Origin of the sequence: Serratia sp. NPDC078593 (assembly GCF_050268245.1) — a bacterium.
In the GTDB taxonomy this organism is placed as follows: domain Bacteria; phylum Pseudomonadota; class Gammaproteobacteria; order Enterobacterales; family Enterobacteriaceae; genus JBNNGK01.
The window spans coordinates 12,994-34,745 of the sequence record NZ_JBNNGK010000015.1 but is presented as its reverse complement, the minus strand read 5'-3'; the positions used below and the strand labels follow the sequence as shown (position 1 = coordinate 34,745).

Genomic DNA, 21,752 nt, shown 5'->3' with positions numbered 1-21,752 from the left:
GCTTTCTGCTTATGCCGCCCGCTAAGGGGCGGCATTTTTATTACGCTTATTTCACGCAGCGTGCACACTGTGCGCTTTGAATCTTCTGGAAGAAATCATTACCTTTGTCATCCACCAGAATGAACGCCGGGAAGTCTTCTACTTCAATTTTCCAAATCGCTTCCATGCCCAACTCTGGATATTCCACGCACTCCAGGCTCTTGATACTTTGCTGAGCCAGCACCGCCGCTGGGCCACCAATGCTGCCGAGATAGAAACCACCATGCTTGTGACAGGCGTCAGTGACTTGCTGGCTACGATTACCTTTTGCCAACATGATCATACTGCCACCGTGAGATTGCAGCAGATCGACATAGGAATCCATACGCCCTGCGGTCGTTGGCCCCAATGAACCGGAAGCATAACCCTCTGGCGTTTTGGCCGGCCCCGCATAATAAATAGGATGATCTTTGACGTACTGCGGCAGCCCTTCCCCACGCTCCAGGCGTTCTTTTAGTTTCGCATGGGCAATATCACGGCCGACGATAATCGTGCCGCTTAGCGACAATCGGGTAGAGACAGGATATTGCGACAGTTGCTGGAGGATCTCAGCCATCGGCCGGTTCAGGTCTACTTTGACAGCTTCGCCTTCCCCCGCCTGACGCAGCGCCGGAGGAATATACTTACCCGGATTATGCTCCAGTTTTTCCAACCAGATACCTTCGCGGTTAATCTTGGCTTTAATGTTGCGGTCAGCCGAGCAAGAAACCCCCATGCCTACCGGGCAAGAAGCACCGTGGCGCGGCAAGCGCACCACGCGGATATCGTGCGCAAAATATTTGCCACCGAATTGCGCCCCCAGACCGAGGTCTTGTGCTGCTTTTAGCAGTTCTTGTTCCAGCGCGACATCACGAAATGCCTGACCGTGTTCGTTGCCCTCGGTCGGTAAATTATCATAATACTTGGTTGATGCCAGCTTTACCGTTTTCAGCGTCGATTCCGCCGATGTGCCACCGATGACAAACGCCACATGGTACGGAGGGCAAGCAGCGGTGCCTAACGTGCGCATCTTATCAACCAGATAATCTTTCAGTTTACCCGGGGACAGCAGCGCTTTGGTTTCCTGATACAAATAGGTTTTGTTCGCTGAACCGCCGCCTTTGGCAATGCACAAAAATTTGTATTCATCGCCGTCTACGCTGTAAAGATCGATCTGGGCTGGCAGGTTGCTCCCGGTATTCACCTCTTTATACATATCCAGCGCGGCGTTCTGCGAGTAGCGCAGATTATCTTCAATGTAGGTATTGTATACCCCTCGAGACAGCGCTTCTTCATCACCACCGCCGGTCCACACGCGTTGGCCTTTCTTACCGACGATGATGGCTGTTCCGGTATCTTGGCAGGTAGGCAAAATCCCCTTGGCGGCGATTTCTGAGTTACGCAAAAATTGCAGCGCGACGTACCTATCATTTTCGCTGGCCTCAGGATCGGCGAGGATGTCGGCTACCTGTTGCTGATGTGCCGGACGCAGCATGAATGAGGCATCATGGAAAGCGTGCTGGGCGAGGAGCGTCAAGGCTTGCGGCGCCACTTTAAGGATCTCTTGCCCTTCAAATTCAGTGACGGCAACGTGGTCACGGCTCAGCAGATAGTATTCTGTCTCATCTTTGCTCAGCGGAAATGGATCTTGATAATGGAACGGTTTATTCGACATTTATCTCTCACTTGCAACATCAGCTGCGTTAAATTCACACTTTCAGCGCATTCGGGTTCGCTGCGTCAAAAAAACTCACCACACCTTACGTATTTTCAGGTCGTTGGTTATTGCGCTAAATCGCAAAATAACCTCGCTAATCGCAAGGAGTTTATCTCCATTGAGTTTTTTCAACCTCGTCCGTTGAAAACTGCGGGTACAGACTCATCAATCACGAATTATTATCCCGCAGTTAACAGCTTGATTACAATCAGCGGTTATCGATCGAGTTATCATTATTGCGGGTTATTGTCTAAGACGTTTCCCTGACCTATGCTACGCCGATGAACAAAGTCAGAATTCCCATTGCACTGCAACAAGCGGTAATGCGCTGCCTGCGAGATAAACTTCAGTTGGCAGAGCAGCATTTTTCCGAAACGTTTCCCGACCCCAAGGTCGTCTACCAACAACGCGGCACCAGCGCGGGCACCGCCTGGTTACAGGCTTGGGAAATTCGCCTTAATCCCGTGTTATTGCTGGAAAATCAACACAGCTTTATTGATGAAGTCGTTCCGCATGAATTAGCGCACCTGCTGGTATTTCGTCGTTTTGGCCGCGTAGCGCCGCACGGGCGCGAATGGCGATGGATGATGGAAACGGTGCTGCATGTATCAGCCAACCGTACCCACCAGTTTGAAATCAGCTCGGTGCAGAGCAAAACGTTTCCTTACCAATGTAGCTGTCAACGCCATCAATTAACGGTGCGCCGCCATAACCGAGTGCTACGCGGTGACAGTGAATATCGCTGTCGTCACTGTGGTGATAAGTTGCGCTTTATCACTGGCGAAACACTCGAGCGATAACCGCGATCGTTAAATCTCACCAGGCACAATCGTCTTGACGCATAAGCGGATAGCAACGATTTACCGTTTAAAACAAGGCGATATCAAGATTTGCGCCTACTGGTCACATCCGTTACCCTGCCTGCTTTTCCAATTTTGAGCTGTTTTGGAATATGCTTCGCAAATTTTTTTTCGCAGTGGTTCTCATTTCTGGCGCGGTACAGGCGCATGGCATCAATAACTTTTCGCAGGCAAAAACGGCGGCGGTCAAAATCAATCAAGACGCCCCCGGCAGCTTTTACTGCGGCTGTAAAATTAACTGGCACGGTAAAAAAGGCATTCCCGATCTCAATAGCTGCGGCTATCAGCCACGTAAGAATGCTCAACGTGCCGGGCGCATTGAATGGGAACATGTTGTTCCTGCTTGGCAGTTCGGCCACCAACTGCAATGTTGGCAGCACGGCGGACGCAAAAACTGTAATAAAGATCCCAGCTATCGCCGGATAGAAACCGATCTGCATAATCTGCAACCTGCCGTTGGCGAAGTGAATGGCGATCGCAGTAATTTTATGTATAGCCAATGGCGCGGCGGCGAAGGCCAATATGGTCAGTGCCCAATGAAAGTCAATTTCAAAAGTAAACAGACAGAACCCCCGGCGCGCGCGCGCGGTACGATTGCCCGCACCTATTTTTATATGCGCGATCGTTATCATCTGCGTCTGTCACGTCAGCAAACCCAACTCTTTGAAGTGTGGAATCGCCAATATCCGGTAAACGATTGGGAATGCCAGCGCGAGGCACGCATCGCTAAGGTGCAAGGGAATCACAATCCGTATATTCAGCAGGCTTGTCAGCGACAAAAGAGCTAACATAGCTTTGATAGTTCAACTTGCAGCCGCATCGGCTGCGCGTTTCGTCAGGATGAGAAAATAATTATGCGCATACCTCGCATTTACCACCCGGAGCCGCTAAGTTCCCATATTGACATTGCCCTGAGCGAAGATGCGGCTAACCACGTCGGGCGTGTTCTACGCATGAGCCCCGGCCAAGCACTGCAACTGTTCGACGGCAGTAACCAGGTGTTCGATGCCGAAATCACCCTAGTGGATAAAAAAAGCGTGCAGGTACGCGTTCAAGGTGGGCAGTTGGAAGATCGTGAATCACCGCTTAACCTGCATTTAGGCCAGGTGATTTCTCGTGGAGAGAAGATGGAGTTCACTATCCAAAAGTCTATTGAACTGGGCGTGAACACCATTACCCCACTGTTTTCAGCACGTTGTGGCGTTAAATTGGATGGCGAGCGTTTGGCTAAGAAACGACAGCAATGGCAAAAAATCGCCATCGCCGCCTGTGAGCAATGTGGCCGCAATCGCATCCCGGAAATCCGCGAAGCGATGCAGCTCGAAGCCTGGTGTGCGGAACAAGATGACAGCCTAAAGCTGAACCTGCATCCACGTGCTAGCCATAGCATTAATACCCTGCCACTGCCGGTGAACCATGTTCGCTTGCTGATTGGGCCGGAAGGCGGTTTATCCGCTGAAGAAATTGCGATGACCACCGACCACGGATTTACTGATATCCTGCTGGGGCCACGCGTTTTACGTACAGAAACCACCGCGCTCACCGTAATTACTGCGCTGCAGGTGCGTTTTGGCGATCTGGGTTAAAGGAGAAGAGAAACAATGATTAAGCTCGGCATCGTGATGGACCCTATCGCATCCATCAATATCAAAAAAGACACCAGTTTCGCCATGCTGCTGGAAGCTCAGCGCCGTGGCTGGGAACTGCATTATATAGAGATGAACGATCTCTATTTACATGCCGGTGACGGCCGTGCCCGAACCCGGTTGTTGAATGTTAAGGAAGACAAAGAAAACTGGTACAGCTTCGGCAGCGAACAAGATCTGGCATTACACGATCTGGACGTGATCCTGATGCGTAAGGATCCGCCGTTTGATACCGAATACATCTATGCCACCTATATTCTGGAACGCGCAGAAGTACAAGGTACCTTGGTGGTCAACAAGCCGCAAAGTCTGCGCGACTGTAATGAAAAGCTGTTCACCGCCTGGTTCCCAGAACTGACGCCAGACACTTTAGTCAGCCGTAATGCGGCGCACATCCGCACCTTCCACCAGCGTCACGGCGACATCATCCTCAAGCCGCTAGACGGCATGGGGGGCGCTTCCATTTTTCGCGTTAAGCAGGAAGATCCAAACCTGTCAGTGATTATCGAAACGCTGACTGAACACGGTAGCCGTTTTTGTATGGCGCAGAACTTCCTCCCTGCGATCAAGGAAGGTGACAAACGCATCCTGGTGGTTGATGGTGAGCCGGTTCCTTACTGTCTGGCGCGCATCCCGGCTCAGGGAGAAACGCGGGGTAATTTGGCCGCCGGTGGGCGTGGAGAAGCCCGCCCACTGAGCGAGAGCGACTGGAAAATTGCCCGTGCGGTTGCACCTACGTTGAAAGAGAAAGGACTCATTTTTGTTGGTTTGGACGTTATTGGCGATCGCCTGACAGAAATCAACGTCACCAGCCCAACCTGTGTACGCGAGATCGAAGCCGCCTTCCCGGTTTCCATTACCGGTATGCTGATGGATGCCATCGAAAAGCGTCTGTCTACACGTTGATGTAATGATGTTACGGGTCAGACTATCGCCCGTAACCTCGTGACTTCGCCACCTTTTCACCGCATACTGACGACAATTCACTTAACTTCTTATATCGCTATGAATTTACAGCATCATTTTCTTATCGCCATGCCAACGATGCAGGATCCCCGCTTCAAACACGCAGTGATTTATATCTGTGAACATAACGAAGACGGCGCCATGGGTTTGGTGATTAATAAACCTATGGAACAATTCACGGTCGAAAGCGTGCTGAGCAAACTTCAGATTTTGCCTAGGGAGCGCGATCCGTCCATTATCCTGGATAAACCGGTATTCGCTGGCGGCCCGTTGGCTGACGACCGCGGTTTTATTCTACACACGCCACGTTCTGGGTTTGACTCAAGCATACAAATCTCACCGGACACCATGATCACCACCTCTAAAGACGTGCTGGAAACGCTGGGCACTCCGGAACAACCGCAAGATGTACTGGTTGCTCTTGGTTACGCCGGTTGGGAAAAAAACCAGCTTGAACAAGAAGTGTTGGAAAATGTCTGGCTGACCTGTGAGGCTGACAGCGATATTCTGTTTCACACACCAATAGCCAGCCGCTGGCGCGAAGCGGCAAACCGTTTGGGTATCGATATTCGCCGCATCGCCAATCACGCAGGACGTGCCTGATGAGCAACCGCACCCTTATCGCCTTTGATTTCGGCACTAAAAGCATTGGCGTTGCCATCGGCCAGGAAATCACCGGAACCGCCCGTGCCCTGGCAGCGTTCAAAGCGCAAGACGGCACGCCAGACTGGCAGAAGGTTGAAAAACTGCTGAAAGAGTGGCAACCGGATCTGGTCATCGTTGGCCTTCCCCTGAATATGGACGGCACCGAACAACCGCTGACCGAACGCGCTCGCAAGTTTGCCAACCGACTGCATGGCCGCTTTGGCGTACAAATCGCGCTGCATGACGAGCGTCTGAGCACCGTGGAAGCCCGCTCTCACCTGTTTGATCGCGGCGGCTGCCGTGCGTTAGACAAAGGCAGTGTCGATTCAGCCTCGGCAGTGGTTATTTTGGAGAGCTGGTTTGAACATCATCCAGGTTAACTTTACGCGCTGGGGCAAACCGGCTAAACATAATCGCCCCAGCGGTCGGCACCACCTCATTCTCTGGCTCAGGCAGTTCCTCATCCTCCGGTAGATTGAAAGTATCCAGCGACAGTCGGTTGACTCGATAAGGGGTCAACATGCCAACCACGGCATAGCCGCGCCAATCGGTAGTCACGCCATATTGGTTATCCACACCGATGCCAGGAGAACCCGGCACGCTAACTATCGCCATGGTTTCTTCCAGCATTTGCCCCAGCGTAACCCCTTCTTGGTGTGCCATAATACTGCCGGTAAGCTCGGCGTTTTGCTGCCGGTAACCCTGGCCTTGCGAATACCCAAGGCGTAACGAGCCCGCATTGTATTGATAGCTGGCGCTTGCATCTTGGCTACTGCCACGGTTTTGCCTTTGAGTAGTACTCAAATCGTAGCTCAGGCTATAGTCCGACAGCGCAGTGCCGCTAATGCCCACTCGTCGGCTATCCGCGCCATTCTTCGCAAATGTGTGGTCGTAATTGAGTTTGAGACGTGGCATCGATAGTTTATCAAGCGGCACAGAGAAAGAGAGTCCAACCTGACTCTGCTCTTTGCCCCACGACGTTCGGTTGTATTCCGCAAACAGGTTTACATCAACTGCGCCCCAAGTCGAACTGTACCCCAACTCAACACTACTATTACCTTTATTTCTGCCGCGTCTGGCCTCCCGCGCCAGCGTCAGGTAAAGGTTGTCTGAGTCTGACAGATATTGAGTATAACGCGCTTCGAGCCGGTACTTTTTCTCATCATCAAAGTCACCGACATAAATACCGTCTTCCCAATCCCACCAATAGGTCGTCTGCTGCTCGATAGCATCACCAAAAGTCCGATAGCGCTGCCGCGGATAGTACTGCGCTAACACACTGACTGAAGACTCCCATCCCTGAAAAGCTTTCGCATAACGCGCCCGAACCATCTTACCTTTGTCTGATGACGGGCGACGCGGTTGCGTAGCCAATGAATAGTTGTAATCCAGAGAGAATGCCCCCCATTGGTTAAAGCTTTTACCAATCCCCACGGCAACACTGTGATAAATATCCGCTGCTTGCAGGCCACCATATAACGTCACTTTGCCCGGTAGACCGTAGCTTAATGATGCCTGCATAAATTTGGGCTGTTCTTCTTCCATGCCAAAGTAAGGCCGATACTTCCCTACGCTAACGTCATAGCGCCACTGGTCACCATGAACTAGATTAGGCATTGATGAATAAGGAATTTTACGTTCAGTCTCGCTACCGTCACTTTCTTTTATCGTCACGGTAAGGTCACCTTGGAGATCGGGAGGATAAACATCTTTCAAGACAAAAACCCCAGGAGGGACAAACGTCTGGTAGATCACTTCACCATTTTGCCGTACTTTCACTTCGGCATTACTGCGCGACACGCCACGAATCCAAGGCGAGAACTGCCGTAATCCCTCAGGTTGCATTCGGCTATCAGACACCAAGGTGATACCGCGAAATCTGACATTTTCGAACAATACCGACGGCGTCGAACTGTCACCCACCGTGAGTAGCGCGCGCCAGGCTTTAATATCCCGGTACGCTAACGCCTTCTCCGTATGCCAGGTAGGATTGCCCCAGGTATCTTTCTGGTAAACCGGTTGATAACGCAACCGCCAAGCCCCGATGTTCGCCCCAGCAAAAAAGTCTGCATACAGACTGTAATTGCGTTCAGCATCACGAGACTGCTCAGCAGAATAATGGCCATAGTTAACCTGATAACTCACAAAAGCCGCATTAACGCCGTCATCCCAACGCGCCATGGTGTCGTTTACTAACAGTTTGGCGGGGATATCCACGGTGAGCAACTCTGCAACAGCATCGTATGACACGTTGATTTTCTGCTCTTGCAACACCGCTGGCAGAATACAGCCCGTAGCATCTTTCTCCATCGTCTGGATAGACGCCTCAGGAACACCACCTTCCTGTAGTAAAGGCGCAGTGATGCATGGCAATCCATCGACGCCAAGGTGAACAGGCACCTCGCCCTTAAAATTGTCATTTAAGATGAGATAAATGGGGTTGTCTTCAGCCAAGACGCTATTGGCGAACAGAGCTAAAGGCGCAATAGCAAAACGAAAAGCGGGTTTCATTCTATCCCTGAGTGCAAACCACAAAATCAATGTATTAACACACGCAAAAAGAGGCGCATCAGCGCCTCTTGGTTACCACAACATCTCCACCTATCCCGCTTGATTCAAGCAATGATAGCTGCCGTGGCTATATGCAATCAGTTACTTCTGCAGAGAAGCCAGCTCAGCACGAACCTGTTTCAGTTCTTGACGGATTTCTTTCACGTCAGCTTTCTTGTCTTGCAGTTTACGCTGGTACTTAGCGATTTTCTTAGCGTCGCCGCGAGCCTGAGCTTCACGCAGATCGGCTTGTACTTCGCGTACGTCTTCTTGCTTATCAGCCAGCTTACGTTCCAGTTTAGTTACTTTATTTTGCAGGTTTTGAATAGCGCCTGCGTTGTTGTCAGTCAGGCTGCAACGTGCTTTCACTTCATTCAGAGCACGCTTCAAGCCAGCTACTTTGTAGTAGTTACCATAGCGTTCAGCCTGCTGAATTTGATATTCAATAGCTGCAACTTTCGCATCACAGTTATAACCGTAGCCAGCATTCGCTAATGAAGAGAAGCCAACACCCAGAGCCATAACGATTGGTAATACAGCCAACTTAGTCATCTTTTTCATTATGTTATCCTTTAACATTACTAAACATGGAGAGGAGCCCCCTCCTTCCTGGAGGACAAAGATTAGTTTGAACGGACTTACATTAAAATCTGCAGACGTCTCAACTACCCTGTAGGAAAGGACTATTCGTTTGTAGTCCGTAGACTCTTCCTTAGTTCAACACTTAATAGCTGGGCTTGTGACAACACAGCCTCAGCGGTGCCCAGACCCGGCTGCTCCTGCAATAGCTGACACGCCTTGCTCATCTCTTCAGCATTTACCAGTCTTGCGGCACCCGCTAACTTATGCCCCAATGCCATCAAGTTTTCTGCTGCCAACGGCTGGGTATCGAGCTCAAGTCTCAGTTGCGCGCAGTCCTCTTGCAGGCATTGCAACATCGTCGAAATGAACTCCTCAAGGACTTCTGGCTGACGCAGCTCCGCTGGCAAGCGATCCAGACCCGAAAAGCTCGTTTCTTGGCGGTCACCGACGCTCGTAGCAGGCAGTGCGATCAATTGGCGCTTTAATATCTCCAGATTAATCGGTTTGAACAGGCAATCATCCATACCGGCTTGTAAACAGGCCGCACGCGCTGTTTCCTGTGCGTTGGCGGTTAAGCCCCAAATTGTCACCGGTTTCAGTTGCCGCTCACACTCACCTTGGCGAATTCGACGGCTAAGACTATAGCCATCCAGTTTTGGCATCTGACAATCGGTAATAACCAAATCAAAGCGTTGTTGCTCAAACAAAGCCAAAGCCTGCTCCCCATCGGCTGCCGCTACGGGCTGATGACCGAGAAACAAAAGCTGCTGAGTCAATAACATTCTGCCTGCGGCATGATCCTCTACTACCAGAATCTGTAAACTGACGGATGGGGATACGGAACCGCTTGCCCTTACCGACTGTGGGCTGAACTTCAACAGCCTGGCCACCGATAATGTCACCGTCGCCTCGCTGCCAATGCCTACTTCACTGCTTAAGCTGATGGTGCCCCCCATCATCTCTATCAGTTTGTGACAGATATATAACCCAAGCCCCGCACCACCGCTCTCGCCGCCGCCCTGAGTGAAGGGTTGGAACAGGCGTGCTTGCATCGCTGTATCAATTCCCTTACCGGTATCGGAAACCCGCAGCCGCAGATCAATGCGATCTTCACTGATTTGCTCTACCGCTGCGCAAATAGAGACTTGCCCATGGGCGGTAAATTTAATGGCATTGCTCAATAAGTTGGAAAGTACCTGCTTGAAACGCACGGGATCGATAAATACGTCGCCGGAAATCTCGGCGTCAATATCCAATTTGAACGCCAGATCTTTTTGACGAGCCACGCCTTCAAACAACATGGCAACCGATTCGATCAAACGACGAATATCGGCTCGTTCAGGATGCAGAATCAATCGATCGGACTCAATGCGCGAAATATCCAAAATATCGCCAATCAGCGCCAATAAAGAATGAGCAGATTCATGCGCAATGCCGATGAGCGCCATGTCCTGATCCTTATCACTCTGTTTACGGCTCAGTACCAGTTCCAGCATACCGATAATGGCATTCAATGGCGTACGAATCTCATGGCTCATCGTGGCTAAAAACGTTGTTTTAGCGCGATTGGCACCGTCAGCATGCTCCTTGGCCTGCCGCAATTGAGCAATCAGGCGGTCACGCTCAGTCACATCAAGCCACCCACCCAATTTGCCCTCTACCCGCTGGTTTTCGCGCATCAGTAATCGGCTCCACTGCTGTAACGTGCGCGGCTCCGCCCCAATATTAATGTGTCGGGTAACGAACAACGTCTCGCCCTGCTCCTCGTCACCGAGCTCAAGATTTAACGATGCGGGGGTTTTCAACTGATAATCATCCAACAAAGCGCCGACAACCTCAGCAGCCGGTGCATTAACCGCCTCAAAAAATTTAATGTTCCCCATAATGATGCGGTCTTTCCAATCGGCTAAATAGATCGGCAACGGCACGCTATCAATAATAAATTGGCAACGCTGCTGTAAAAAACGCTTGTGCCGAATACGGCTAATGATCAAGCTTGTTGCCATCAACACTAGCCCCATAACCAGCCCTAAAAGTAACCAAGGGTAATAGCGGTACTTTATTTTGTTATCGCTTTGCGCCCCTTCAAGTAAATAGGTGTTGTTGTACCAGGTGCTGGTCATCGCATGAATATCTTCCGGAGGAATATTCAGTAAGGCCTTATCGATAATCGTGGCTAATGGATATTCATTCCCCGAAATACCAATCACAAAACGGGCCGGTTCCGTGTTTAACGAACTTAGAATACGTAACCCATCAGGAGGTTCATGGGCTAGAAAATAATCCGCACTGATCATCGGCAACACCAAAGCCTGCGCCTTTCCTTTTCTCACGGCATCGATCCCCGCTTGCGGCGATGCCACCGGAACGATATGGCTACCAGGATATTGGGCGGAAAGAAATTCCCGCAAGGGATGTCCATCTACCAACGCAATCTTGCGTGGTTGTTCCTCCTCATCCTGCGAAGGTAATCCAACCAAAACCCAAGAATTAAACAGGTAAGAACGCGTTGTCTGTAAGCCATTCGGCCACGCCGCATCAACCGTGACGCCAGCAACCACATCCGCCTTGCCTGCTTTAATCACATTTAGCGAATCTTGCAAAGATTTTGCACGAATAATATCGAACTCAAGTCCGGTACGATTGGAGATAGCATCCAGAATGTCGGCAGTTAAGCCACGAAAGGTCCCCTGAAAATCGAAGAAGCCTAGTGGCGCAAAATCACCATTAACCACCAATCGAACCTTGCGATGCTCTTCAACCCATTTTCTTTCCAGCGATGTCAACAAGAGATGCTTTTCCCCTTGAGACATTTGGATGCCACCGTTCCATCTGCTCTGAATCGCAGCATGCGTACTTTCGGGGATCATACCGAGTACCGAATTCACGATTCGCTGCAATCGCACATTGCCATCCGTCACACCAAATGAAAAACCATGAATACCCGATAGCGGCAGCATTTGCAGTCGTAAATTATTTAAGTTTCCCTGATTGATCAAATAGCGTGCGACAGTAGCATCACCGATAAACTCATCAAGGTTTTTGAATGACAACGCCTCTAATGCACGCCGTGGCACGTCAAAAGTCTGAAAATGCGCGCCGGGATATTGTTTGATTAAACTCGGGTTATCACGATACAAACGCTCAACGGCAATATTTTTGGGCTGATGTTGCCGCAACAGGCCGTCAGTTCGCGCCACTAATGCAGGCGTCACGGGAACATAAGGTGTAGAAAGCAGCAAGCCAGAGGCCACGCCACGCTTTATCGCCACATTACCAATGAGGTCAACTTTTCCTTCGGCTAAATCTTGGCGTAATGCCGCATTATCCTCGTAGTAGCGAACCTTGATCTGGACGTTGAGGTTGTAACCAATAATGCCAAGATAGTCCGCATTAATCCCGCCATAATCGCGCATACCGCTGGTGATATCAAAAGGAGGGTAATTCGGTGCAGCAAGACCGAAAATCAACACGCGTTTACGGCGCAGCCACTGCCAATCAGCATTACTTAACGTTGGCTCAGATAACTGAATTTTTCCTCTGCCGACTAAATTAATTTCGCGATAAGGTAACGAGCCTTCGGCCGAGGCCGTCAAACAAATAAACCACAGTATAAAAAATAACTTACTCATCATCGACACACGTTTTCTGATGTTCAAAGAAAGTAATCAACTCTTCCATGTTATCTATCTTTAATTTCTCCATCAGACGAGTCTTATAAGTGCTGATAGTTTTATTACTCAAAATCAAACGATCGGCAATTTCTTTATTGCTCAGCCCTTCGGCTAAATATCGTAATACTGCCAACTCTCTATCTGAAAGAAGCGCTAATGTGTTTTCTTTTTGTACTGGCGCACGCAATAATGGCGTAATAGTCGTTTGCGGAAAGCAGGCGTAACCTTGCAACACTAATTGGCACAGTGGAACCAATTGGACAATATCCATATCCTTGCTAAAAAAAGCAGAAGCCCCTGCACGTAATGCCCGTTCAGCATAGATATCAACAGGCAATCCAGTATAAACAATCACTTTGATGTTGGGCTCAATCTGACGAATATGTTGTAGAACTTGCAAACCATCCATTTTATTTAACATGATATCTAAGATGACCAAAGCGGGCATTTTTTCTTTTATCTGCGCCAGCGCTGTCATACCATTGGTTGCAGTGACAATATGATTATTACCAAGAGGGGACAAAATAGCCTTTACTGCAAAACAGATAGCAGGATGATCATCAACAATCAGCCAGGTATTCATAAGAATTTCCTTATTCAACTTAGAATAATCTGAGACAACCTTTCTCAAATACCCATCATACAGCCACGGGCACTTCGCCAAGAAAATAGTCTTAGCAAGTAAATAGATGGATATTTATAATATCCTGCACATTTTAATTAATTTTCGTGATTGTGGCATTATAATATTCCCTGCGCAACTCGATGCTGCAATCCCTGCTCGAAGGTTTGCATGCCAAATTGCGCCCCCGTTTGCAACACGCTAGCTAACTGGTGAGTTTTTCCTTCACGGATCATGCTACTGACCGCCGGGGTGGTCGTTAAAACTTCAAACACCGCCGTTCGCCCTCCAGCTGGCTTACGCACCAGCTTTTGCGCAATCACCGCCTGCAGGCTGTTGGCTAGTTGCGCCCTGACATAAGGTTTTTCTTCTGCCGGGAAGACATCCACTAACCGCTCTACCGCCTGAGGCGCATTGCGAGTATGCAACGTTGCCAAGACCAAATGCCCGGTTTCCGCCGCCGTCAACGCCAGACGAATGGTCGTTGTATCACGTAATTCCCCCAATAAAATCACGTCAGGATCTTCGCGCAGTGCCGCACGTAACGCCTCATCAAAACTGTGCGTATCACGCCCTAACTCCCGCTGCTGAATTAATGATAATTGGCTGTGATGAATAAATTCGATCGGATCTTCCAAAGTCAGAATGTGTCGCCGTTGATGTTGATTGATTTCATCGATCATCGCCGCCAACGTCGTCGACTTGCCGCTGCCGGTGGCTCCCGTGACTAAAATCAGGCCATCCTCGCGCTGAATTAACGCACCAATACTCATCGGCACCTGCAACACTGCCAACGACGGACACCGCTCGGCTATCATCCGCAGAGCCACTGAAACACCGCCGTTACGCAAAAAGAAGTTAGCACGTAATCGTCGACCGTCAGTCGTTGACAATGCGCTGTCAAGTTGCCCACTCTGCTGTAATACCTGCCGTTGCTGTGGCGTCAGCAGCGTATTACACATCGATTGCATACGCTCCGCAGACAAAATGCTCCCCTGGGTAAGTGGCTGGAGCTCACCATCTATACGTAACATCGGCAGATGACCGGTACAAAGGTGCAGATCGGAAGCATTATGCTTTACACTAAGCGCCACAAACTCATCGATATCCATATCAATCTCCTGGGTCAATAATGAGCACTATCCAACAGAATCTGCAGGATGTCAGGAGCCGTATTGATGCCGCAGCTAAAAACTGCGCACGCGCTCCAGAAGAAGTGTCACTGCTTGCCGTCAGTAAAACCAAACCTGTGGCGGCAATCGCAGAAGCCATTGCCGCCGGTCAACGGGCATTTGGTGAAAACTACGTGCAAGAAGGCGTCGACAAAATCCAGTATTTCAGCTCGCAGCCAGAAGGAGCGGGTTTAGAGTGGCACTTTATTGGCCCACTACAATCCAATAAAAGCCGGCTGGTGGCAGAAAATTTTGCCTGGTGCCATACCGTTGACAGAGTACGCATTGCTCAACGCCTGAACGATCAGCGCCCATCAGTTCTGCCGCCGCTCAACGTGTTAATCCAGATAAATATCAGCGATGAGCAAAGTAAATCTGGCATTGTATTGGCTGAGTTACCGCCATTGGCACAGGCATTGGCGGCCATGCCGCAGTTAACCCTGCGCGGCTTAATGGCCATACCGGCACCGGAAAGTGATTATCAGCGTCAACTGGCAGTGTTTCAGCAAATGAGCGATGCTTTCCACGCCTTGCAACAGGATTATCCGCAGGTAGATACCTTGTCGATGGGCATGACTGACGATATGGCTGCGGCCATCGCCGCGGGCAGCACGCTGGTTCGCATCGGTACCGCGATTTTCGGCGCCCGCAATTACTCACAGGCCTGACAGAACATACGAGGGAAACGAAATAATGCAACATCGTAAAATTACCTTTATCGGCGCTGGCAACATGGCACGCGCTATCATTGCCGGTCTGGTTAGCGGTGGGTATCCCGCCCAATCGATCAGCGTTTGTGCCCCTTCCGCCCACAATCGAGACGCGCTGGCTGCCGATTACGGTGTGGTTAGCAGTGACGACAACATCGCCTGTGCGCAACAGGCCGAAGTCATCGTGTTGGCGGTTAAACCGCAAATCATGGCAGCGGTGTGCCAACCGTTGCAGCAGCACGTCGATTTAAGCAATAAGCTCATACTGTCAATCGCCGCTGGCGTGCAGATCGGTCGTTTCTATCAGATACTGGGTGACAACCTTAATATCGTGCGTATTATGCCGAACACCCCTTCGCTGGTGGGCAAAGGCATGAGTGGTTTGTTCGCGCCTTCGCAGGTCAGCCAACAGGATCGTGACTTCACCAGCGAACTGATGAATGCCGTTGGTAAAGTTTGTTGGGTCGATGACGAAAATGGCATCAACGGTGTCATTGCGGCCGCAGGCAGCGCGCCGGCCTACTTCTTTTTGTTTATGGAAGCCATGCATCAAGAAGCCATGCGCATGGGCTTTAGTAGCCAACAGGCGCGTGAGCTGGTACAGCAAGCCGCCAGCGGTGCGGCAGCGTTGGTCGAAGCCAATGCCGATACGCCGCTGTCGACCCTGCGTGAGCAGGTGACATCAAAAGGCGGTGCTACCGCTGAAGCATTGCGCGTATTCAATGAACAACACTTGCCTGAAACCGTCGCTAAAGCGATGCAGGCCGCTGTTTCCCGTGCACAAGAAATGGAAAAATCATTTTAATAGGAGAAGGGCTACTACATGTTAACGCTGACTTTTCTGGTCAAGACCGTTATTGACCTTTACGTCATGGTGCTACTGTTGCGCATTTGGATGCAATGGACGCGCACCGACTTTTACAACCCGTTCTCGCAGTTTGTGGTTAAAATCACGCAGCCGATTGTCGGGCCATTGCGCCGCATCATTCCCTCGTTAGGGCCTATCGACAGCGCGTCATTACTGTTAGCGTTCTTACTGATGACCGTCAAGTATCCTCTGTTGTTACTGATCCAAGGCGGCGCGATTTCTCTTAGCCCGTATAACTTGCTATTTGGTCTGATTTCGCTGGTAAAATCAGCCGGTTATCTGATCTTCTGGGTGATGATTATCCGCGCATTGATGAGCTGGATCAGCCAAGGGCGCAACGCCATCGACATGGTGATGTTCCAATTAACGGAACCGTTAATGGCACCGATCCGACGCATTATTCCGGCAATGGGTGGCATTGATTTCTCGGCCATGGTGGTGATCTTAATTCTTTATCTGATCAACTACTTGGGCATGGATCTGTTCGGCGAGATCTGGTTCTTGCTGTGAGTGTCGTCACCCCGATATTGGACGGGCTGGTTATCAGGCTTTATATTCAGCCAAAAGCCAGTCGCGACCAAATCATTGGCCTGCATGGCGACGAAATTAAAGTCGCCATCACGGCTCCGCCAGTCGATGGTCAGGCCAATGCCCATCTGGTTAAATTTCTCGCCAAACAATTTAAAGTGGCGAAAAGCAATATCACCATTGAAAAGGGCGAACTGGGGCGGCACAAGCAGATACGTATTCTACATCCGCAACTGATCCCGCCCGTTATTGCCGCGCTCATCGAATAATATTCAAGGTATTTACTATGCAAAAAGTCGTTCTTGCCACCGGTAACGCCGGCAAAGTGCGTGAACTCGCCGATCTGCTGGCCAATTTCGGTCTTGATGTGGTGGCACAAACCGAACTGGGCGTAGATTCTGCCGAAGAAACCGGCCTGACGTTTATTGAAAACGCCATTCTGAAAGCCCGCCACGCCGCGCAACTGACCGGCCTGCCGGCTATTGCCGATGACTCAGGTCTGGCAGTGGACGCGCTGGGCGGCGCACCGGGGATTTACTCCGCCCGTTACGCAGGTGACAACGCCTCAGACCAACAAAATCTGGCTAAGCTGCTAACGGTATTGAAAGATGTGCCTTCAGGCCAGCGCGGTGCACAATTTCACTGCGTACTGGTTTATCTGCGCCATGCCGAAGACCCGACACCGCTAATTTGCCACGGCAGTTGGGCCGGTGAGATCGCTCACGCGTCCGTCGGCGAAGGCGGCTTTGGTTATGACCCGATTTTCTATGTACCGACGCTGTCACGCACCGCCGCCGAACTCTCACGTGATGAGAAACGTGCCATCTCGCACCGTGGCCAAGCATTGAAGCTGTTGCTGGAAGCGATGCGTCATGCCCAATAATACCGTGCAGTTACCCCCGCTCAGTCTTTACATTCACATACCGTGGTGCGTCCAGAAATGCCCTTACTGTGATTTCAATTCACATGCGTTGAAAGGCACTGTGCCACACCAAGAATATGTCGATCACCTGCTGGCCGATCTGGATGCCGATTTACCGCTGACCAGCGGCCGCGCTATCAGCACTATCTTTATCGGCGGCGGCACACCAAGCCTATTAAGCGCCGAGGCGATGCAATCCTTATTGGACGGCGTGCGGGCACGAATTCGGGTGGAAGATAACGCCGAGATCACCATGGAAGCCAATCCAGGCACCGTTGAGGCCGATCGCTTCAGCGGCTATCAACAAGCCGGGGTGAACCGTATCTCGATCGGTGTGCAAAGCTTTAGCGCCGAGAAGCTAACGCGCCTAGGGCGCATCCATGGGCCAGAAGAAGCGAAACGCGCAGCGCATCTCGCCACCGGCCTTGGGCTGCGCAGTTTTAACCTGGATTTGATGCACGGTTTACCGGATCAATCGCTGGAAGAGGCATTGGACGATTTACGCCAAGCCATCGCCCTCAACCCGCCGCATCTGTCGTGGTATCAACTGACCATCGAACCGAATACCTTATTCAGCTCACGTCCGCCACAGCTACCGGATGATGATGCACTGTGGGATATTTTCCAACAGGGGCACGCGTTGCTGAGCGCTGCCGGTTATCAACAGTATGAAACATCGGCCTATGCCAAGCCGGGCTATCAGTGCCAACACAACCTAAATTATTGGCGCTTCGGCGACTATCTGGGGATTGGCTGCGGTGCCCATGGCAAACTGACGTTCAGTGACGGGCGTATTGTGCGCACGGCGAAAACCAAGCATCCACGTGGTTTTATGCAGGGTAATTATCTGGATAAACGGCATGATGTGGCGATCGCGGATCGGCCATTCGAATTTTTCATGAACCGTTTTCGCCTGCTAGAAGCGGCACCGCGTGCTGAATTCAGCGCCTACACTGGCCTTGAAGAAAGCGTGATTCGCCCACCGTTGGATCAGGCATTAGCAAAAGGCTATCTGGTGGAAACCGCGGAATACTGGCAGATTACCGAAACAGGTAAGCTGTTCCTTAACTCACTATTAGAACTGTTTTTGGCTGACGAATAGTGCGAAAAAGCGCTGATTATTCAGTGCGTAACACCGAGAATGACCGCGTATATTGCTAAGCCCGTAGGGGTCGAACCTGTTCGAACCACACTTATCAATTCAGTGATGCCATCAGCTTGGCATCACTGAATGAAATCATCCCACGTTACTTCAACGCGTTGAGCAAATCTTTTCGCTGGGTTTCCAACGCTGTCACGCGGTTGCACACGTCACGACCAAAATTTTGGAAATCCTGCTCTTGGTTGTTCCACTCGTTCTGAATGGCTTTTTGCAGGCCACCCAAGTTACCCATAATCGCCTGCAAAGGGTTGCCACCGCTACTGCTCGCCTGCTTGATTCCCATTTCATTCAGGCTATCTTGCAACACGCCGCCCATACTTTGCTGCACGATATTGCGGCCATCCTGCTCCACCTGATCGATCGCTTTGTGATGGAAAGCCAGACCATCTTGGCGGTGTTCAATAATGCGGTTCATCTGCTGCTTCAATTGTTGGTTCAGCGTCGTCAGACGATGACGCACATTGCTGTCGCTGCCCAACTCACTCACGATCACCTTATCCAGCGCGGAACGCGCCTTTTCCAGATGCTGCTGTGCGCCGTTATCAATCCACGGTAAATCCTTACGTAATGCGGTTTGGTAGCGGAAGGCTTTCTGGCGTTGCGTGTCGGTAAGCGTCAAAGTCTGGCCATCGCGCGTCACATCCCCATCCGGTGAAATTTGCAGATTGCCGCTGCTGCCCACTACTTGCACATTCTGCTGACTAATAATCACGTCGTCTTGGGGTTTTACGTTGCACTGATAGGCAGCATGCGCCTGTGAGGCCGTTAACAACAATAAGGCTAACCCGGTTTTCTTCAACATAGTTTCTCCTGAGACTCCCTTCCAACCCACGCTACGGAGGATTAAAAAATCGAACGATTAATTCGTTGAGACAACAGTTCCAGTGCCGCAGTTCCCGCTAATGAGTTACCGGAGGTGTCCAACTCCGGCGACCAGACGACAATCGCCATTTCATCCGGCACGATGGTAACAATACCGCCGCCAACGCCTGACTTGCCCGGCATCCCCACGCGATAAGCAAACTCGCCGGCACCGTCGTACATACCGCTGGTCATCATCAGCGCATTAATTTGCCGCGCCTGTAATGCCGTAATCACTTTATTGTTTTGCAAATCGCGCCCACGGTTCGCCAGATAGACGAAGCTACGCGCTAATTCCTGGCAGCTCATCCGCAATGCGCAATAGTGGAAATACGTTTGCAAAACGGTGAGTACATCGTTTTCAAAATTACCAAACGATTTCATCAGATAAGCTATCGCCGCATTACGATCGGAGTGTTCAAACTCGGATCGCGCTACGCGGGCATCGTAGGCGAGATCGTCTTCTCCGGCCAGTTGCCGCACCACTTCCAGCATCCGCTGTTTTGGCGCGCTGAGCCGCGTTTGCAGCATGTCGCATACCACCAGAGCCCCCGGGTTAATGAAGGGATTGCGCGGTTTTCCCTGTTCCATCTCTAACTGCAATAACGAGTTGAAGGGTAAACCAGACGGCTCTTTGCCAACCCGCTGCCAAATTTCACTTTCCTGATAACGCGTTAATGCCAGCGTCAGGCTAAGCACTTTGGAAATAGACTGAATAGAAAATCGCTCGGCGGCATCACCCGCCTGAAACATTTCACCGTCGACGGTACACACGGCAATGCCTAAGCGTTCGGCGGGGATCTCAGCCAACGCCGGGATGTAATCAGCCACTTTACCGCTGCCAATCAGCGGACGAACCTGTTGCAGGATCTCTTCCAGCAACGCGTTATCCAAGGTTGTAACCACTGAGCCACACTCCAGACAAAACAAAGGCGCCGTAAAGGCACCTTCCATTAATGCTGCTGTAAACCGGGCCAGCGTCGCTTGGCCCCTACGTTGCAACTGGGGGCGTTAGTCCCACCAGATATCAAACAGAGCGCTGACTTTCACGTCCGACAGTTTACGCGCTTCCAGCCAGTTTTTGACCAGTTCGCGTTGCTCGTCGGTACATTGACCGATCTTCTGCAAGCACACCAAGCCTTCCCACTGCAGATAGCCGCTACCGTCAAACGCCAAGCCATTTGGTTCAATTACTTCATCAATGAATGCATCAAGCGTGCTGTCGATATCCTCAACCGCAGTGCCTTCTGCAAAACGCCAGGCGACGGAAAAGCCCAGTTCCTGAAACTCTTCTATGTGCAACTTCTTACGTAAACGACGACTGCGGTTGTTAGCCATTATGCCTTCCTCTCAAACATCAAATCCCAAACGCCATGTCCCAGACGTTGGCCGCGTAATTCAAATTTTGTCACCGGGCGTGAATCAGGGCGTGGTACGTAATCGTTATTCTCGGAAAGATTACGATAATCAGCAACACCGTTCATCACTTCTAACATATGTTCCGCATAGGGTTGCCAGTCAGTGGCCATATGGAAAACGCCCCCTACCTTCAACTTGCGCAGTACCAACTCAACAAACGGCGTCTGTACGATGCGACGTTTGTTATGGCGCGCCTTGTGCCACGGATCCGGGAAGAAAAGCTGCACCATATCCAGTGAGCCAGCCGGGATCATGTTTTCCAGCACTTCTACGGCGTCGTGACACATCACGCGCAGGTTGGTCAACCCGGCGTCGTGGGCATCAGCCAGGCAAGCGCCTACGCCCGGCGAGTGAACCTCAATCCCTAAAAAGTTCTGCTGCGGGTTATTGCCCGCCATGGCCACCAGCGAGGCCCCCATACCAAAGCCGATTTCCAGCACGGTGGGCGCGTCTCGGCCAAACATCGCGGCAAGATCGACAGGTTGCGCCTGATATTCCACACCCATCACCGGCCAATAGTTATCCAGCGCATGTTGCTGGCCTTTGGTCAACCGCCCCTGGCGGCGCACAAAGCTACGGATACGGCGCATCGCGCGGCCGTTCTCATCAAATTCCGGAGAGATGACGTCATTAATCATAGTGCTTTCTGTCCGTTTGGCTGCCAATTAGGGAAACGCGCATTATGCAAAGATAGACCGCTTTAGCAAGTCTTCTTGATACTTCAAGCTTGTTAGCGGCCAGCGCACCGGCCGCTTTACGCCATCTTCATCCGATACTTGGCTCGCTTAACTGCTACGCGCCAATAAAACGTGTCGGCTATCGCCATTTGC

The 21,752-nt window shown here is 51.0% G+C and carries 22 protein-coding genes; 12 read left to right on the top strand and 10 right to left on the bottom strand.

Annotation, left to right across the window (positions count from 1 at the left end):
• Positions 1-46 precede the first annotated feature (46 nt).
• A complete protein-coding gene (fumA, locus tag ACQKDS_RS15735; RefSeq protein ID WP_399672466.1) occupies positions 47-1,693 on the bottom strand; it encodes a class I fumarate hydratase FumA in 1,647 nt (548 codons plus the stop codon).
• Between the two features lie 323 nt (positions 1,694-2,016).
• On the opposite strand from fumA, the gene ACQKDS_RS15730 reads away from it, so the two are divergent.
• From ACQKDS_RS15730 to ruvX, 6 genes are all read left to right on the top strand, one after another.
• Positions 2,017-2,535 (top strand): SprT family zinc-dependent metalloprotease, encoded by a 519-nt coding sequence (locus tag ACQKDS_RS15730; RefSeq protein WP_399672468.1) that lies wholly within the window; start codon positions 2,017-2,019, stop codon positions 2,533-2,535.
• A 152-nt stretch (positions 2,536-2,687) separates the two neighbouring features.
• Positions 2,688-3,383, top strand: coding sequence for a deoxyribonuclease I (gene endA, locus ACQKDS_RS15725; protein ID WP_399672470.1), 696 nt, complete (start codon positions 2,688-2,690; stop codon positions 3,381-3,383).
• 66 nt (positions 3,384-3,449) lie between these two features.
• A complete protein-coding gene (rsmE, locus tag ACQKDS_RS15720) occupies positions 3,450-4,181 on the top strand; it encodes a 16S rRNA (uracil(1498)-N(3))-methyltransferase (protein WP_399672472.1) in 732 nt (243 codons plus the stop codon).
• A 15-nt stretch (positions 4,182-4,196) separates the two neighbouring features.
• Positions 4,197-5,147, top strand: coding sequence for a glutathione synthase (gene gshB, locus ACQKDS_RS15715; protein WP_399672474.1), 951 nt, complete (start codon positions 4,197-4,199; stop codon positions 5,145-5,147).
• 99 nt (positions 5,148-5,246) lie between these two features.
• On the top strand, positions 5,247-5,810 hold the full coding sequence (locus ACQKDS_RS15710) for a YqgE/AlgH family protein (protein ID WP_399672476.1): 564 nt from the start codon (positions 5,247-5,249) through the stop codon (positions 5,808-5,810).
• Positions 5,810-6,232, top strand: coding sequence for a Holliday junction resolvase RuvX (ruvX, locus tag ACQKDS_RS15705; protein WP_399672478.1), 423 nt, complete (start codon positions 5,810-5,812; stop codon positions 6,230-6,232). Before ACQKDS_RS15710 ends, ruvX begins: the two co-directional genes overlap by 1 nt.
• On the opposite strand, the gene ACQKDS_RS15700 is transcribed toward ruvX, so the two are convergent.
• From ACQKDS_RS15700 to ACQKDS_RS15680, 5 genes are all read right to left on the bottom strand, one after another.
• Complete coding sequence (locus ACQKDS_RS15700) at positions 6,195-8,363, bottom strand: fimbria/pilus outer membrane usher protein (RefSeq protein WP_399672480.1); 2,169 nt, start codon at positions 8,361-8,363, stop codon at positions 6,195-6,197. The genes ruvX and ACQKDS_RS15700 overlap by 38 nt on opposite strands.
• A gap of 141 nt (positions 8,364-8,504) precedes the next feature.
• On the bottom strand, positions 8,505-8,963 hold the full coding sequence (locus ACQKDS_RS15695) for a DUF1090 domain-containing protein (RefSeq protein ID WP_399672482.1): 459 nt from the start codon (positions 8,961-8,963) through the stop codon (positions 8,505-8,507).
• A 122-nt stretch (positions 8,964-9,085) separates the two neighbouring features.
• Positions 9,086-12,619 carry an ATP-binding protein gene (locus ACQKDS_RS15690; RefSeq protein ID WP_399672483.1) on the bottom strand — a complete coding sequence of 1,178 codons (3,534 nt, stop codon included), beginning with the start codon at positions 12,617-12,619 and terminating at the stop codon, positions 9,086-9,088.
• Positions 12,609-13,241, bottom strand: coding sequence for a response regulator (locus ACQKDS_RS15685; RefSeq protein WP_399672484.1), 633 nt, complete (start codon positions 13,239-13,241; stop codon positions 12,609-12,611). The genes ACQKDS_RS15690 and ACQKDS_RS15685 overlap by 11 nt, the downstream gene beginning before the upstream one ends.
• 158 nt (positions 13,242-13,399) lie before the next feature.
• Positions 13,400-14,392 carry a type IV pilus twitching motility protein PilT gene (locus ACQKDS_RS15680; protein WP_399672486.1) on the bottom strand — a complete coding sequence of 331 codons (993 nt, stop codon included), beginning with the start codon at positions 14,390-14,392 and terminating at the stop codon, positions 13,400-13,402.
• A 20-nt stretch (positions 14,393-14,412) separates the two neighbouring features.
• On the opposite strand from ACQKDS_RS15680, the gene ACQKDS_RS15675 reads away from it, so the two are divergent.
• Genes ACQKDS_RS15675 through hemW form a run of 6 tightly spaced genes read left to right on the top strand, consistent with a single transcriptional unit; the run spans position 14,413 to position 18,582 of the window.
• Complete coding sequence (locus tag ACQKDS_RS15675; protein ID WP_399672488.1) at positions 14,413-15,120, top strand: YggS family pyridoxal phosphate-dependent enzyme; 708 nt, start codon at positions 14,413-14,415, stop codon at positions 15,118-15,120.
• Positions 15,121-15,145: 25 nt separating this feature from the next.
• Positions 15,146-15,967, top strand: a complete 822-nt coding sequence (gene proC / locus ACQKDS_RS15670) for a pyrroline-5-carboxylate reductase (protein WP_399672490.1) — start codon at positions 15,146-15,148, stop codon at positions 15,965-15,967.
• An 18-nt stretch (positions 15,968-15,985) separates the two neighbouring features.
• Positions 15,986-16,540 (top strand): YggT family protein, encoded by a 555-nt coding sequence (locus tag ACQKDS_RS15665; RefSeq protein WP_399672492.1) that lies wholly within the window; start codon positions 15,986-15,988, stop codon positions 16,538-16,540.
• Positions 16,537-16,827, top strand: coding sequence for a DUF167 family protein YggU (gene yggU / locus ACQKDS_RS15660; protein ID WP_399672494.1), 291 nt, complete (start codon positions 16,537-16,539; stop codon positions 16,825-16,827). Before ACQKDS_RS15665 ends, yggU begins: the two co-directional genes overlap by 4 nt.
• Before the next feature lie 17 nt (positions 16,828-16,844).
• Positions 16,845-17,441, top strand: coding sequence for an XTP/dITP diphosphatase (locus ACQKDS_RS15655; RefSeq protein WP_399672496.1), 597 nt, complete (start codon positions 16,845-16,847; stop codon positions 17,439-17,441).
• The gene (hemW, locus tag ACQKDS_RS15650; RefSeq protein WP_399672498.1) at positions 17,431-18,582 is read left to right on the top strand and encodes a radical SAM family heme chaperone HemW; all 1,152 of its coding nucleotides are present in this window, start codon (positions 17,431-17,433) and stop codon (positions 18,580-18,582) included. Before ACQKDS_RS15655 ends, hemW begins: the two co-directional genes overlap by 11 nt.
• A 145-nt stretch (positions 18,583-18,727) precedes the next feature.
• Here hemW and ACQKDS_RS15645 read toward each other — a convergent pair whose 3' ends face one another.
• The 4 genes from ACQKDS_RS15645 to trmB all read right to left on the bottom strand — a co-directional run bounded on the left by ACQKDS_RS15645 (position 18,728) and on the right by trmB (position 21,560).
• Positions 18,728-19,444, bottom strand: coding sequence for a DUF2884 domain-containing protein (locus tag ACQKDS_RS15645; protein ID WP_399672500.1), 717 nt, complete (start codon positions 19,442-19,444; stop codon positions 18,728-18,730).
• A gap of 41 nt (positions 19,445-19,485) precedes the next feature.
• Complete coding sequence (gene glsB, locus ACQKDS_RS15640; RefSeq protein WP_399672502.1) at positions 19,486-20,409, bottom strand: glutaminase B; 924 nt, start codon at positions 20,407-20,409, stop codon at positions 19,486-19,488.
• A 105-nt stretch (positions 20,410-20,514) separates the two neighbouring features.
• Positions 20,515-20,841, bottom strand: a complete 327-nt coding sequence (locus tag ACQKDS_RS15635; protein WP_399672504.1) for a YggL family protein — start codon at positions 20,839-20,841, stop codon at positions 20,515-20,517.
• A complete protein-coding gene (trmB, locus tag ACQKDS_RS15630) occupies positions 20,841-21,560 on the bottom strand; it encodes a tRNA (guanosine(46)-N7)-methyltransferase TrmB (RefSeq protein ID WP_399672506.1) in 720 nt (239 codons plus the stop codon). The genes ACQKDS_RS15635 and trmB overlap by 1 nt, the downstream gene beginning before the upstream one ends.
• Between the last annotated feature and the right edge of the window lie 192 nt (positions 21,561-21,752).